Origin of the sequence: Phenylobacterium sp. (assembly GCF_041916435.1) — a bacterium.
Classification (GTDB): Bacteria; Pseudomonadota; Alphaproteobacteria; order Caulobacterales; family Caulobacteraceae; genus Phenylobacterium.
This window is the reverse complement of record NZ_JAYRZM010000012.1, coordinates 1-13,012: the sequence shown is the minus strand read 5'-3', so window position 1 is coordinate 13,012 and position 13,012 is coordinate 1. Positions and strand designations below refer to the sequence as shown.

General features: G+C 68.3%; 15 protein-coding genes. 6 read left to right on the top strand and 9 right to left on the bottom strand.

Annotated features, from left to right (window positions below; translation table 11 throughout):
• Positions 1-104 precede the first annotated feature (104 nt).
• From ACE3TA_RS22050 to ACE3TA_RS22025, 6 genes are all read left to right on the top strand, one after another.
• Positions 105-1,364 (top strand): hypothetical protein, encoded by a 1,260-nt coding sequence (locus ACE3TA_RS22050; RefSeq protein WP_374576478.1) that lies wholly within the window; start codon positions 105-107, stop codon positions 1,362-1,364.
• Between the two features lie 88 nt (positions 1,365-1,452).
• Complete coding sequence (locus ACE3TA_RS22045) at positions 1,453-1,632, top strand: YegP family protein (RefSeq protein ID WP_374576477.1); 180 nt, start codon at positions 1,453-1,455, stop codon at positions 1,630-1,632.
• Between the two features lie 74 nt (positions 1,633-1,706).
• Positions 1,707-3,161 (top strand): carotenoid oxygenase family protein, encoded by a 1,455-nt coding sequence (locus ACE3TA_RS22040; protein ID WP_374576476.1) that lies wholly within the window; start codon positions 1,707-1,709, stop codon positions 3,159-3,161.
• 93 nt (positions 3,162-3,254) lie between these two features.
• Positions 3,255-3,704 carry a DUF6265 family protein gene (locus ACE3TA_RS22035; RefSeq protein WP_374576475.1) on the top strand — a complete coding sequence of 150 codons (450 nt, stop codon included), beginning with the start codon at positions 3,255-3,257 and terminating at the stop codon, positions 3,702-3,704.
• A gap of 323 nt (positions 3,705-4,027) precedes the next feature.
• A complete protein-coding gene (locus ACE3TA_RS22030; RefSeq protein ID WP_374576474.1) occupies positions 4,028-4,327 on the top strand; it encodes a putative quinol monooxygenase in 300 nt (99 codons plus the stop codon).
• A 168-nt stretch (positions 4,328-4,495) separates the two neighbouring features.
• Positions 4,496-5,863 (top strand): flavin-containing monooxygenase, encoded by a 1,368-nt coding sequence (locus tag ACE3TA_RS22025; protein WP_374576473.1) that lies wholly within the window; start codon positions 4,496-4,498, stop codon positions 5,861-5,863.
• Between the two features lie 4 nt (positions 5,864-5,867).
• Here ACE3TA_RS22025 and ACE3TA_RS22020 read toward each other — a convergent pair whose 3' ends face one another.
• The 9 genes from ACE3TA_RS22020 to ACE3TA_RS21980 all read right to left on the bottom strand — a co-directional run bounded on the left by ACE3TA_RS22020 (position 5,868) and on the right by ACE3TA_RS21980 (position 12,838).
• Entirely contained in the window at positions 5,868-6,326 is a 459-nt protein-coding gene (locus ACE3TA_RS22020; protein ID WP_374576472.1) for a hypothetical protein, read from the bottom strand.
• Positions 6,323-6,808 (bottom strand): SRPBCC family protein, encoded by a 486-nt coding sequence (locus ACE3TA_RS22015; protein WP_374576471.1) that lies wholly within the window; start codon positions 6,806-6,808, stop codon positions 6,323-6,325. The genes ACE3TA_RS22020 and ACE3TA_RS22015 overlap by 4 nt, the downstream gene beginning before the upstream one ends.
• A 70-nt stretch (positions 6,809-6,878) precedes the next feature.
• Entirely contained in the window at positions 6,879-7,826 is a 948-nt protein-coding gene (locus ACE3TA_RS22010; protein ID WP_374576470.1) for an alpha/beta hydrolase, read from the bottom strand.
• A gap of 73 nt (positions 7,827-7,899) precedes the next feature.
• Complete coding sequence (locus ACE3TA_RS22005; protein ID WP_374576469.1) at positions 7,900-8,502, bottom strand: formyltransferase family protein; 603 nt, start codon at positions 8,500-8,502, stop codon at positions 7,900-7,902.
• Positions 8,499-9,323, bottom strand: coding sequence for an MBL fold metallo-hydrolase (locus ACE3TA_RS22000; RefSeq protein ID WP_374576468.1), 825 nt, complete (start codon positions 9,321-9,323; stop codon positions 8,499-8,501). Before ACE3TA_RS22000 ends, ACE3TA_RS22005 begins: the two co-directional genes overlap by 4 nt.
• On the bottom strand, positions 9,320-10,096 hold the full coding sequence (locus ACE3TA_RS21995) for a TatD family hydrolase (protein WP_374576467.1): 777 nt from the start codon (positions 10,094-10,096) through the stop codon (positions 9,320-9,322). Before ACE3TA_RS21995 ends, ACE3TA_RS22000 begins: the two co-directional genes overlap by 4 nt.
• 11 nt (positions 10,097-10,107) lie before the next feature.
• The gene (locus tag ACE3TA_RS21990) at positions 10,108-11,106 is read right to left on the bottom strand and encodes a DNA polymerase III subunit delta' (RefSeq protein WP_374576466.1); all 999 of its coding nucleotides are present in this window, start codon (positions 11,104-11,106) and stop codon (positions 10,108-10,110) included.
• On the bottom strand, positions 11,099-11,731 hold the full coding sequence (gene tmk / locus ACE3TA_RS21985) for a dTMP kinase (RefSeq protein ID WP_374576465.1): 633 nt from the start codon (positions 11,729-11,731) through the stop codon (positions 11,099-11,101). The genes ACE3TA_RS21990 and tmk overlap by 8 nt, the downstream gene beginning before the upstream one ends.
• Before the next feature lie 141 nt (positions 11,732-11,872).
• Positions 11,873-12,838, bottom strand: a complete 966-nt coding sequence (locus ACE3TA_RS21980; RefSeq protein WP_374576464.1) for a septal ring lytic transglycosylase RlpA family protein — start codon at positions 12,836-12,838, stop codon at positions 11,873-11,875.
• Between the last annotated feature and the right edge of the window lie 174 nt (positions 12,839-13,012).

Sequence of the window (13,012 nt, the reverse complement as noted above, 5' to 3'; positions counted from 1 at the left end):
CGGGATGTTCGTCGCTATAAGTTGAACCTAACGATCGGTAGGGCGGCGACTCGCCCCTTGGTTTGCGGGAGAGCGGCATGCGGGCGTCGCGGCGAGGAGTTCTGATGGGCGCGGGCATGATGGCGGCGGGCGCCGCCCAGGCAAGCCAGGCAGCGGCCGGGACGGGAGCGAGCCCCGTGGAGCTGCAGGCCGTGCTGGAGCGGTTCGCGGGCTTTGGGGTTAAGGCCTCTGGCGGCGCGGGCGACAACGCCTGCGGCGATTGGCTTGAAGGCCTGCTTTCCGCCCAGGGCTATGCTTGCGAGCGTCAGGTCTTTGACGTGCCCTTCACCGAGGTGCGCACCGCCACCCTGGCCACTGGCGGGGTTCAGGCCACTGTGCTGCCGCAGGCGATTGTGGTTCCCACGGGGCCCGGCGGCCTGAGCGGCCCGCTGCGGATGGCGGCCTCGGAAGGGAGCCTGGACGGCGCGATCGCTGTGGTGGTTCTGCCGTTCCGGCGTTGGGTGAGCCTGGCGGATCCGACGGCCAGCAAGCCGGTGGCCGACGCCTTCGCCCGTGGCGCGGCGGCGGCGGTGCTGGTGACCACAGGCCCCACCGGCGAAGCCGTGGCCCTGAATGTCAGCGCCACCAAGCCCGGCTTCCAGAAGCCGGTGGCGGTGCTGGCGCCCAAGGACGCCGAGCCCTTCCTGGTCGCGGCCAAGGCGGGGCAGGGGGCGACCCTGACCGTCGACGCCACAGTCGGGCGCCGACCTGCCTACAACCTGATCTGTCGGATGGATCGCGGGGCCGACAAGACCCTGATCGTCACGACCCCCCGGTCTGGCTGGTTCGACTGTGTGGCCGAGCGCGGCTCGGGGCTCGCCGTCTGGCTGACGTTGGCGCAGCGGCTGGCCGCCGCCAAGCCCAAGGCGAACCTGGAATTCGTGGTCACCAGCGGCCACGAGTACATCTATCTGGGGGGCGAGGAGTATCTGGCCCACAAGGCGCCGAAGCCGGCGGACACCCACGCCTGGGTCCATATCGGGGCCAGCGCCGCGGCCCGCGATTGGCATGAGCTGGCGACCTTGCGGCCACTGCCCAGCGCGGACCCGCAGCGGGTGCTGACCGCCACGCCCCAGCTCATCGACCAGGCCCGCGCCGCCTTCAAGGGGATCAGCGGCCTGGAGGCGGTCTATCCCGCCGACCGCGCCAACGCCGGCGGCGAACTGGTCAATGTGATTGAGGCCGGCTACGGCGCCGCCATCGGGCTCTATGGCGCGCATCGCTGGTTCCACACCACGGGGGACGACCTGCGCTGCTCGTCCGGGGAGCTGGTGGCCCCGGTGGCGGCCGCATTTGGGGCGGTGATCACGACCATTCTACCATGACCTGCCCAGGCTGGGCCGGGGAGGCGGTTGACGCTGCCCCGGCGCTGGCGAACCCTCGCGTTCCAAGCCAGACCGAAGGAGACCGCCCATGGCGCACAAGTTCGAGATCTACAAGGACAAGGCCGGGGAGTTCCGGGTCCGGTTCAAGTACAACAGCGAGACCATCTTTTCGACGGAGGGCTACGCCTCGAAGGCCAGCGCCAAGAACGCCATCGAGTCGATCAAGAAGAACGGCCCCAACGCCGAGGTGGACGACACCACGGATTGATCCAGATCAAGGGGTGCATGGGGTAAGTCTCTTTATAAAAGTCACAACGAAACTGTGGCTGGAGGAGACGCCCCATGAACACCCATGTGCCCCCTGACGACCTCGCCCCGTTTGGCGACGCCTATGGCCCGACCCTCATGGGGATCTATGGGCCGACCCGGACGGAGAACACGCTCTCCGACCTGCCGCTCCTGAAGGGGGCGATTCCTGCGGACCTGAACGGCGTCTATCTGCGTGCCGGTCCCAACATCCGCTACGCGCCCAACGGCCGGTATCACCCGTTCGACGGCGACGGCATGATCCACGCCGCGCACTTTCAGAACGGCAAGCTAACCTACCGCAACCGTTGGGTCCGCACGGACGGCTGGAAGGAAGACGACGCGGCCGGGGAGGGGGTGTTCCACGGCATCCGCGAGACCCTGAAGGGCCGCGAGGACAAGCGCCTGAAGGATACCGCCAACACCGACATGGTGGCCCAGGGCGGCAAGGTGCTGGCCCTGTGGTACATGTCCGGCGACGCCTATGAGATTGATCCGGTCACCCTGGAGACCCTGGGCAAGTCACAGGGCGTGCTGGCGTCCGGCGGACGCATTTCGGCCCACGCCAAGGTCGACGAGATCACCGACGAGCTCATCTTCTTCGACTACGGGCTGGACGCCCCTTACATGCACTATGGCGTCGTGGGGCCGGACGGGGCGCTGAAGCACTTCACCCCCATCGATCTGCCTGGACCGCGTCTGCCGCACGACATGGCGATCACCGAGCACTATTCGGTGCTGCACGACCTGCCGCTGTTCCATGACCCTGAGGCGCTGAAGCTCGGCCGGCACAAGGTGAAGTACTATCCGGACATCCCGGCCCGGTTCGGCGTGATCCCGCGCTATGGCGCGCGAGACAGCATCAAGTGGTTCGAGTTCTCACCCTGCTACATCTACCACGTGGCCAATTCCTGGGAGGAGGGTGACTGGGTGGTGATGGTCGGCTCGCGCTACATGCCCGAGACCCGAGCCGACGGCAGTGTCGACGCCGAGCGCACCGCCAAGAACGTCGCCGAGCTGGTCATGAAGGCGCGGCTCTGGGCCTGGCGCATGAACCTCAAGACCGGCGAGACCGAGGAGCACTGCCTTGATCCCGACCGCAATGTGGAGTTCCCCACCTTCAACAGCCGCCTGTCGGGCCGGCGGACCCGCTATGGCTATTTCGTGGACCATTCGGAGACCCGGACCCTGCAGTGGTACGGTATCCGCAAGTACGACCTCGACACCGGCGAGAGCCTGGGCGAGTGGTCGGACGATCCCGGCAGCTGCTTCTATTCGGAGCCCTGGTTCGCGGCCGCTGATAATCCCCAGAGCGAGGACCACGGCTACGTCATCACCTTCCAGTGGAACGACAAGCTGCGCCGCGAGACCCTGGACGTGTTCGACGCCCGGGACATCTCGGCCGGCCCGGTGGCCCAGGTGCTGATCCCGCACCGCATCCCGCTGGGCTTCCACGCCTGCTGGATGGCGGCGGACCGGATGAAGGCCTGAGCATAGGGCAGGGGGCGGGGCCGTAAGGCGGTCCCGTCCTTGAAGTCCCGCCGGACGGACTTCACAATCCCAACCCAGAGTTGGGGGTGACGAATGCGATTCCTGCTGGTCGGCGCGGCTGCGCTTTCCCTGGCGGCGTCCACCGGATGGGCCGCCGAGCCGGCTGATCCGCTGGCCTGGTACGACGGGACCTGGTGTACGCCGCCGGGCGCCCGGCAGATCTGCGAGCGCTGGGGGCCGCCGATGGCGGGCCTGAAGGTCGGGACCTCGCAGGCGGTGAAGGACGGCAAGACCGTCGAGATCGAGCTGGTGACCATCGACATCAGCGGGCCCAAGGCCCAGGTCCAGGTCGCCATCAACGGCCGCCCGCCGATCCCGTTCACCGAGACGGCGCGCGCCGCCACCAGCATGACCTTCGAGAACCCCAACCACGACTACCCGCAGCGCATCCGCTACTGGCGCGAGGGGGAGGTGCTCAAGGTGGAGATTTCCAAGCTGGATGGTAGCGAACTGAATGGCTGGTCCTACACTCAGTCGAGATAGGAACGGCGCAGGTTCCGGATGAGAGTTCGATCTTGCGGCTTAGTGTGAAGCACCCGGCGATCCATCTAGCCGTTCTGCTCGTGAGCATTGCTGGAGCCTGCGGCTGTGGCGTTCAAGCCGACGGGCCGATTGAGTTGTCCCACGCCAGCGGAAGCGCTCCGGGTAGAGCTTCCGGCGCCGTCGCCAAACGAATGAAATGACTGCGTCTAATCATCGCCTAAGGAAGATTATCGGAAATATGTGGCTGGCTCAGGCTGGCGGTGCAAGCCTTGCGGCTCTAAGCTCGCAGCCCATTTCCTGTCGTGATTCCCGGAGCTTCTGTCGTGATCATCATCCTAGGCTCCATCCAGATGGCTCCGGGCCAGCGCGATGCGGCTATCGCTGTCGGCCTTGAGCACTGCGCCCGATCGCGCGCCGAACCCGGCTGCATCTCCCATGATTGCCACGTCGACGCCGCAGATCCGGACAAGCTGGTCTTTGTGGAGCGCTGGGCTGATATGGCTGCGGTTCGAACCCATTTCGCGGTTCCGGCCTCCGGCGAATTCGTCCGCCGCATGGCCACCCTGGCGTCTGAGCCGCCGCAAATGTCCCTCTATGACGCCACCGAGCGCCCTGTCGGCTGAGCGCTTGATTTAAGACCTGCGACCAGGCCTTTGTTTTATTGTGTAAAATATAGAGCCAGCTGGCGGCTGAGAATTCGTCGCAGGTGACGCCGGGTCACGGCTTGCCGCTGGTCCGCGCCCTGCTAGCATCTACCTGAACAACGATAATTCAGTCAGGGGGACCAGGACGTGAGCCAGGCCAAGCTACCCAAGGTTTGCATCATCGGCGCCGGGCCGACGGGTTTCTCGACGGCCAAGCGCCTGAAAGACTACGGGATTCCGTACGACTGCTTCGAGCTGTCCGACGATATCGGCGGCACTTGGTACTACAAGAACCCCAATGGCCTGTCGGCCTGCTATGACAGCCTGCACATCGACACCTCGAAATGGCGCCTGGCCTTCGAGGATTTTCCGGTGCCGGCGGACTGGCCGGACTTTCCGCACCACAGCCAATTGTTCCAGTATTTCAGGGACTACGTGGACCATTTTGGACTGCGCGAGACCATCACCTTCAACACCGGGGTCGAGAGCGCCAAGCGCACCGCTGACGGCCTGTGGGAGGTGAAGCTGACCACTGGCGAGACGCGGGTCTACGACGTGGTCATGGTCTGCAACGGCCACCACTGGAGCCCGCGGGTTCCGGAGTATCCGGGCCAGTTCGACGGCGTGGCCATCCACTCCCACGCCTATCGGGATCCCTTCGATCCGGTGGATATGCGCGGCAAGAACATCGTCGTGGTCGGCATGGGCAATTCGGCGATGGATATCGCCTCCGAACTGTCCCAGCGGCCCATCGCCAAGAACCTCTGGGTCTCGGCCCGCCGCGGCGTCTGGGTGATGCCTAAGTACATGAACGGCCGTCCGGCCGACAAAGCCGCCATGCCCGCCTGGATGCCGCGCAAGCTGGGCCTGGCCCTGGCGCGCAAGGGCATCAAGAAGGCCCTGGGTAATATGGAAGACTATGGCCTGCCCAAGCCCGACCACGAGCCGCTGGAAGCCCACCCCTCGGTGTCCGGCGAGTTCCTGACCCGAGCCGGTTGCGGCGACGTGAAGTTCAAGCCGGCGATCCAGGCCCTGGAGGGCAAGCAGGTCCGCTTCGCCGACGGCAGCGTCGAGGACGTGGACGCCATCGTCTTCGCCACCGGCTATGACATGAAGTTCCCGTTCTTCAGCGAGCCCGCCCTGCTCCCGGACGCCGACCATCGCCTGCCGCTGTTCAAGCGGATGATGAACCCGGACATTCCGAACCTGTTCTACATGGCCCTGGCCCAGCCCTTGCCGACCCTGGTGAACTTCGCCGAGCAGCAGTCCAAGCTGGTGGCCAAGTACCTGGTCGGCGAGTACCTGCCCCCCTCCCCGGCCGAAATGCGCCAGGTCACGGCCAAGGACGAGGAAACCCACCTCGGCCAGTACTATTCGGCCAAGCGGCACACCATCCAGGTCGATTTCGGCGTCTATGTCGCCGACCTGATGAAGGAGATCGCCAAGGGCGAGAAGCGCGCCAAGGCGGCCGGCAACAAGCTGCCGGTGCCGGCCCGGGCGACCGAGCCGGCTTAAGGCTTCAGCTCTGCGGCCTTCGCGCCAGGTGAGCGATCACCCCGTAGAAGGCCGCGAACGAGGCGACCAAGGCCACGGTGAACAGGCCGGTGACCAGGTTGTTGGCGGCGTGGCTGTCGAAGGCCATGCCGCGCACGCCCAGGATCGGCGCCAGGATCGAGGCCGCCACATTGCCCCAGCCGGCGACCAGCAGGGCCGGAACGAGCCAGCGCTCGCGCCCGGCCTTGAGCTCGCCGCCGATCCGGGTGGCGAAGGCGAGCGCGATCACCAGGAGGCCATTCATCAGCCCCTCCAGGTGCGCCATCATCCAGCCTCGGGCGTCGCCGCCCACGGGCATAGGCATGGGCTGGCCATAGACCTGCTCGGCGATATGGAAGGTCAGCGGAAAGCCGGCCAGGACCATGCCGGCCAGGATCATCAGCACCCCGTGCAGGACGGAGACGCGCAGGCCGGTCTCGCTCATGACAGGCCGAACCGCGCGGGCTCGGCCCGGATGATCGCTTCAAGCTTGGGCATGCCCGATTTCAGGCCGCCGGCCAGCTGCTTGTTGACCAGGATGTTCAGCGGGAAGATCGCGCTGGCGCGACCGGCCCAGTGCAGCTCGCAGCCGCCGGCGGTCTCGACCACGCGATAGTCCTCGACGGCCGCTGAGATCGGCAGGGGCGAGGCGGCGAAGCGGAAGGCCATGCGCTTGCCCTCTTCCCAGGCGAAGAAATACTCCTCCACCTTGGCGTCGCCGATTTCGACGGTGCGGGTCGTGCCGACGCCGAAGGGCTGGGGGCTGGTCCAGGTGACCTTGGTGATCGGCAGCCATTGGGTCCAGGCCTGGGCGTCCAGCAGGGCGGCCCAGACGGCGGCGGCGGGCACGCCGAAGCTGTGGCTGACCCTGGCGGTGGCGCCGGCGAGATACTCCTCGGCGACGGGCTTGTGGGTCTTGAGCGCCATGCGATGTCCTCCGTCACGATTGGAGCGCGACTGTGACCCAGTTTCCCCGTCGTCACTGAAGCCGATTCTGCTAGGCGAGCGCCCGCGCCAAAGCCTCGCGGCTGTCCCGGGCTGCGTCGCGGCTGACCCGCGCGCCCGGCGACCACTGGAAAGCGTGGAAGGCGCCGGGATAGACGTGCATCTCCACTGGTACGCCGGCCCGAACCAGACGGCTGGCATAGTCCAGGTTCTCGTCGAGGAAGAGATCGAGGGCGCCCGTGGCCAGGAAGGTCGGCGGCAGCCCCGACAGGCTCTCGGCGCGGGCGGCCGCGGCGTAGGGCGACACGCCCTCCCCGCCCGGCGCGTGGCCGAGCAGCGAGGTCCAGCCGAAGACATTGGCCTCGGGCGTCCAGACGAACTCGCCGACGTAGGGGTGCGGATCGGGCGTCACGCAGGTGCGGTCGTCGATCATCGGATAGATCAGGTGCTGGAAGGCGAAGCGGTATTCGCCCCGGTCGCGGACCAGCAGGGCGAGGGCCGCGGCCAGACCGCCGCCCGCGCTCTCGCCCATCACCCCGATGCGCGCCGTATCGACGCCCAGCTCTGCGGCATTGGCGAACACCCAGGCTAGGGCCGCGTAGCAGTCCTCGACCGGGCCCGGAAAGGTCGTCTCCGGGGCCAGACGATAGTTCACCGAGATGATGCAGCAGCCGAGCTTGTTGGTCAGCCGGCGATGCCCGGCCTCAAGGGCCTCGGCCGAGCCGGAAACATAGCCGCCGCCGTGGATATGGAAGATGCAGGGCAGCGGGTCCGAGGCGTCCTTGGGCCGATAGATCAGCACGGGCACGTCCGGCGCGCCCTGCGGTCCGGGGACCTTTCGGGTGTTCATATCGGTGGCCGCAAGATCCCCCGGATCGACCGGGAAGCTGATCGCCGAGGCGCGCATCGTCGCCAGGGTCTCAGCAGAGACCGTCCGTTTCGGCATGCTGTCCAGCAGCGGCAGGAGTTCCGGATCGACCAGGTGACGGCTGCGGCTCATTGGGGATCCTCCTTGGACGCGACGGGCGGTCTTGAACGCCGCCATGCCCGCCAGATTGCGATGCGCCGCGGGCCTAGGGAAGGGCCAGCTGACCCGAGGCGAGCCGTTGCAGGGTCTCAACGAACACTTCGGGCTCCAAGGCCGTCAGGCGCGCCTCAAGACTGTCAGCGGTCTCGTCGGGCTTCAGGGGGACCTTGCGTACGGCCAGGACCGCGCCGTGGTCGTACTCCTCGTCCACCAGGTGGATGGTGATGGCGCTGGCCCCGACGCCGGCGGCGACCACGGCCTCATGCACGCGGCGGCCATACATGCCCTCCCCGCCGAAGGCCGGGATCGGACCGGGGTGAATGTTCAGGATCCGGTCGCGGTAGGCCGCCAGGGTCTTGGGGCCCAGCCGACGCAGGTATCCAGACAGGACGATCCACTCGACCCCGGCCTCGAGCATGGCCTTGGCCAGGGCGGCGTCGGCGGCGTCAGGATCGGCCTGGGTCGGAATGTGCAGGGTCGGGACGCCCGCCGCGGCGGCGGCCTCCAGGGCGGCGGCGGAGCGGTTGTTGCTGACCACCAGCCGGGCTTCGGCGTCGAGGGTTCCTGCGTGGATCGCCGCCAGAATGGCGCGCATGCTGGAGCCGTTTCGAGATGCGAGAAAACCTAGTCTAAGATGCTGGGTTTTCACGTGAAACTGGCCCGCATATGATGTGTCAGGCGAAGCCCGTCGTAGCCGGGCTCTACCCCCTTGGGCAGCTTGCGCTTGAGGTCGTTGTAGTCGAGGTCGATGTGCATGTTGGTCAGGATCGCCCGGCGCGGCCTGACCCGCTCGATCCATTCCAGGGCCCGCTCCACATGGGCGTGGGTCGGGTGCGGCCGCCAGCGCAGGGCGTCGACGATCCAGACATCCAGGCCTTGCAGGGCGGCGAAGGCGTGATCGTCCAGGTGCACCACGTCGCTGGAATAGGCGACGTCGCCGAACCTGTAGCCCACCGAGCGGATGCCGCCGTGGTCCTGGTCGAAGGTGACGACGGGAATGGCGCCGGAGGGGCCATCGATATGCCAGGCCTCGCCATGGGCCGGCAGGGCATGGCGTTCAGCGATGCCAGGATAGCCGCCCTCGCCTTCGAACACATAGCCGAACCGGCGCATCATCGAGGCGGTCGTCACCTCGTCCATATAGGTCGGGATGCGCGCCCGCTGGCGGATGAAGAAGGCGCGGATGTCGTCGATGCCGTGGGTCTGGTCGGCGTGGTCGTGGGTCAGCAGGACGGCGTCCAGCCGCTTCACCCCGGCCGCCGCGGTCTGGCTGCGCAGGTCGGGCGAGGTGTCCACCAGGACGGTCGTCTCGTGCTCAGCCCCCTCGCCCAGACGACGCACTAGCATCGAGCAGCGGGAGCGCTGGTTCTTGGGCTCATGCGGGTCGCAATCCCCCCAGTCTCCGTCCGCCCGCGGCACGCCGCCGGAGGAACCGGACCCCAGGATGGTGATCTCAAGCTCGCCGCTCATGGCCGGGGGATCCGATCGAACAAGGCGAAGAAGGCGTCCTCGTTGCGGCGTTCCGCTTCCTCCCGGCTCCAGCCGCGAAGCTCGGCCAGCTTCCAGAGCACCTCGGGCAGATAGGCCGGCTCATTGCGCCGTCCGCGATGCGGGACGGGCGCGAGATAGGGGCAGTCGGTCTCCACGATGATCCGGTCTTCCGGCATATCCAGGATCACCGCGCGCACGTCCTCGGCGGCCTTGAAGGTGGCGATGCCAGACACCGAGAACCAGGCCCCGAGGGCCGCGGCCCGTCGGGCCAGCGCCGCCCCCGAGGTGTAGCAGTGCAGCAGCACCTTGAAGGAGCCGGCGGCGTATTCCTCTTCGAGGATGTCGCCCATCAGGTCGTCGGCCTCGCGGGTGTGCACCACGAGCGGCAGGCCGGTCTCCCGCGCCGCGGCCACGTGGGCGCGGAACACCTGGGCCTGGATGTCGCGGGGGCTGAGGTCGTAGTGGAAGTCCAGGCCGGTCTCGCCGATCCCGACAACCTTTGGATCGCTGCAATGGGCCACCAGGTCGGCGGCGGTCAGGTCCGGCTTTTCCTTGGCCTCGTGCGGATGCGTGCCGACCGTGCACCAGATGTCCGGCGCGTCGGCGACGGCGCGGACCTTGTCGAAGCCGGACAGCTTGTCGCTGATGTTGACCATCAGCCGGATGCCGGCGGCCCGGGCGCGGGCGATCACCTCGTCCCGGTCGGCGTCGAACTGGGGGGCGTGCAGGTTGACGTGGCTGTCGATGAGCATGCGGTCGAGGGTCAGTCGCGCGCGGCGTCGCGCAGGTCGGAAAGGGCGGCGAAAAGGGCGTCCGCGCGGTCCAGATTCACGGCCTCGACCTCGCGCGGCAGGCGCTGCAGCGTCTCCCACGCCGCGGCCCAGCGATCAAGCCCGCCCCGGCCCTTGGCGGCGTGGCGTCGCGCCATCTGGTGCACACGCTCGGACAGGCGCTCGAACAGCAGGGCGAACTGGGCCGCCCCTTCCCCGCCGCGGAAGCGGTCGGCCAGGGACAGGGCCATGGCCTCGTCAACCTGGGGCAGGTCGTGCAGCAGTTCGCGGGCCGCATCGTCCATGGCCAGGGCCCCGGTCGCCGACAGGGTCCAGGCCTTGCCCGGCGCCCCATGAGCCATGCGGGCCAGGCGCAGGGCGTCCTCCGGATTGACGTCTGTGCGCTGGCGCACGAAGTCGGCGACCTCGTCCTCAGGCAGGGCGTCGAAGCCCAGGCGGCGGCAGCGGGACCGGATGGTCGGCAGCAGGCGTCCCGGCGAGTGCGAGATCAGCAGCAGCAACCCGCGCGGGGGCGGCTCTTCCAGGGTCTTCAGGACCGCATTCGCGGCGTTGACGTTCAGGTCGTCGGCGGCGTCGATGATCGCCACCCGGTGCGGGGCCGAGGCCGGGGACTTGGAGAAGAACTCCGACAGGCGCCGCGCCTCGTCGACCGGGATGGTCTTGCGCGGCTTGCCGTCCTCGCCGATCCGCTCGAGGGTCAGCAGGTCAGGGTGCGAGCGCACCGCGATCTGCCGGCTGACCGTGTGCTCCGGGTCCGCGCCCAGCACGCCGTAGCGGTCGTCAGCCGGCGCGCCCAGCAGGCGGCGGGCCGCGCGATAGGCGAAGGTCGCCTTGCCGACGCCCTCGGTCCCGGTCAGCAGCCAGGCGTGATGCAGCCGGCCTCGGGCCCGCGCGGCTTCGAAGGCGCTTTCGGCCCGCTCATGCCCGAACAGGCGCCAGGCGTCGCGGGGATGGGGAACGGGATCAGCCATGGCCCAGGCGGTGATCTACTGCACGCCAGACCGCGGCTTCCACGGCGTCGATAGACTGGGCGGCGTCGATGATCTCGCAGCGGCCGGGCTCGGCCCTGGCGATGTCGAGGAAGGCCTGTCGCAGACGGGCATGGAAGGCCGCGCCCTTGGATTCAAAACGCGTCTCGGCGTGCGTCCGGTCGGCGGCCCGGGCCAGGCCGGCCTCCGGCGTCATGTCGAACACCAGGGTCAGGTCGGGCCGGACCTCTTCGAGCACGAAGGTCTCCATGGCCGCGATCAGGCCGGGATCGGTTCCGCCTGCGGCGCCCTGATAGGCGCGGGTGGAGTCGGCGTAGCGGTCACAGACCACCCAGGCGCCGCGGGCCAGGGCCGGGCGGATCACCCGTTCGATGTGGTCGCGGCGGGCGGCGTACATTAGAAGCGTCTCGGTGACCGGGCTCCAGCGGTCGGCCGCGCCCTGGACCAGCAGATCCCGGATCGCTTCCGCGCCGGGGGAGCCGCCCGGTTCGCGGGTGGCCACGACCTCGCGGCCCGCCTCGGTCAGGCGCGTAGCGAGGCGGCGGATCTGGGTGGACTTGCCCACGCCCTCCCCGCCTTCAAAGGTGATGAAACGACCCTGCGACACGGGCGCAAGATGGCCGCTTCGCGCGGTTTGTCCAGGGATACTGAGCGCGTTCCGATAAGTGGGAACCGGTTATCGGATCAAACGCGCGACAACGAGAAACCTGGAGCAGCGCGGTTTGATTTCATCAAATCGCGCCCTGCTCTAGGGCCGGAGAACCCGGGCGTCGCCATAGCCGGAGGCGGCCACACGGTCCCGCAGCGCCCAGGCCTCGCCCTCGTCGGCGGTGCTCTGCAGCACGACCCGATAGAGCGTGGTTCCGTTGCGCTGGATCGGCTCCACCACAGCGCCGCCGCCGAGCTGGCCGGCCACGCGCTGGGCGTTGCCCGCGTCGCTGAAGGCGCCTGCCTGGACACGATAAACGCCCGAGGCGCCGCCGGCCGCGAAGACGGGAGCTGAGGGGGGCGAAGCGCCCTGGGGCTGGGCCGCAGGCGTCACAGGGGCCAGGGGCGCGGCAGCCACCGCCATGGGCTGGGGCGGAACGAAGGCCGGCATCGCGGCGACCGCCACGGGGGCCGCGGGCGCGAGCGGCGCGGTCGTGGGATAGGCGGGCTGGGCTGCGGAGTTGGCGGCGTAGCGGACATCTTTGCCGCCCAGGGGGGCGGGCCCCACATAGCGGACGCGGACCCGCGCCAGGCCCTTGTCGTCATAGCCCAGCTCGCGGGCCGCCGCGTGGCTGAGGTCGATCAACCGGCCGCCGACGAAGGGGCCGCGGTCATTCACCCGCACCTGCAGCTTACGGCCGTTGTCCAGGTTGGTGACCTCGACGATGGACGGCAACGGCAGGGTCGTGTGCGCCGCCGACAGGGCCGTCATGTCGAAGATCTCACCGTTGGCGGTGGCCTTCATGTTGAACGCGTCGCCGTACCAGGAGGCCGTGCCGATCTCGTCGTAGTTCGGCTGCTCCTTGGGCACGTACCAGACGCCGGCCACCTGGTAGGGATCGCCGACCTTGTAGCGCCCGCCAACTCCGGTCGGCAGGTCGCCCTTGGCCGCGGGCAGGCGCGCCGCCAACCGCGGCTGCGGGGTCGCGCATGCGGCCAGGGCCGCCAAGGCCGGGACCAGCACAACCAGGGTCCGCGTCCGCATCGCAAAGCTGTTCAAAGACATCTCAGCCCCTCCCTCACAGGCGGTTTTTCACCTGTCACAATGCGGGCAGAGGTTTGAACCAGGGTTAAGCGGCGTGGTTAATTCGTTAAGTCTGTCCGCGCGGCCGTCTTGGGGCTCGCCCCCGGCCTGAAGGTTCTGCTATAGCGGCGCGCTCTGGAGGGGTGGCCGAGTGGT

Bases quoted from the DNA above. Each gene is read 5' to 3' on its own strand.
- ACE3TA_RS22050 (WP_374576478.1), top strand. From the start codon at position 105: ATGGGCGCGGGCATGATGGCGGCGGGCGCCGCCCAGGCAAGCCAGGCA.
- ACE3TA_RS22045 (WP_374576477.1), top strand. From the start codon at position 1,453: ATGGCGCACAAGTTCGAGATCTACAAGGACAAGGCCGGGGAGTTCCGG.
- ACE3TA_RS22040 (WP_374576476.1), top strand. From the start codon at position 1,707: ATGAACACCCATGTGCCCCCTGACGACCTCGCCCCGTTTGGCGACGCC.
- ACE3TA_RS22035 (WP_374576475.1), top strand. From the start codon at position 3,255: ATGCGATTCCTGCTGGTCGGCGCGGCTGCGCTTTCCCTGGCGGCGTCC.
- ACE3TA_RS22020 (WP_374576472.1), bottom strand. From the start codon at position 6,326: ATGAGCGAGACCGGCCTGCGCGTCTCCGTCCTGCACGGGGTGCTGATG.
- ACE3TA_RS22015 (WP_374576471.1), bottom strand. From the start codon at position 6,808: ATGGCGCTCAAGACCCACAAGCCCGTCGCCGAGGAGTATCTCGCCGGC.
- ACE3TA_RS22010 (WP_374576470.1), bottom strand. From the start codon at position 7,826: ATGAGCCGCAGCCGTCACCTGGTCGATCCGGAACTCCTGCCGCTGCTG.
- ACE3TA_RS22000 (WP_374576468.1), bottom strand. From the start codon at position 9,323: ATGAGCGGCGAGCTTGAGATCACCATCCTGGGGTCCGGTTCCTCCGGC.
- ACE3TA_RS21995 (WP_374576467.1), bottom strand. From the start codon at position 10,096: ATGCTCATCGACAGCCACGTCAACCTGCACGCCCCCCAGTTCGACGCC.
- ACE3TA_RS21990 (WP_374576466.1), bottom strand. From the start codon at position 11,106: ATGGCTGATCCCGTTCCCCATCCCCGCGACGCCTGGCGCCTGTTCGGG.
- ACE3TA_RS21980 (WP_374576464.1), bottom strand. From the start codon at position 12,838: ATGTCTTTGAACAGCTTTGCGATGCGGACGCGGACCCTGGTTGTGCTG.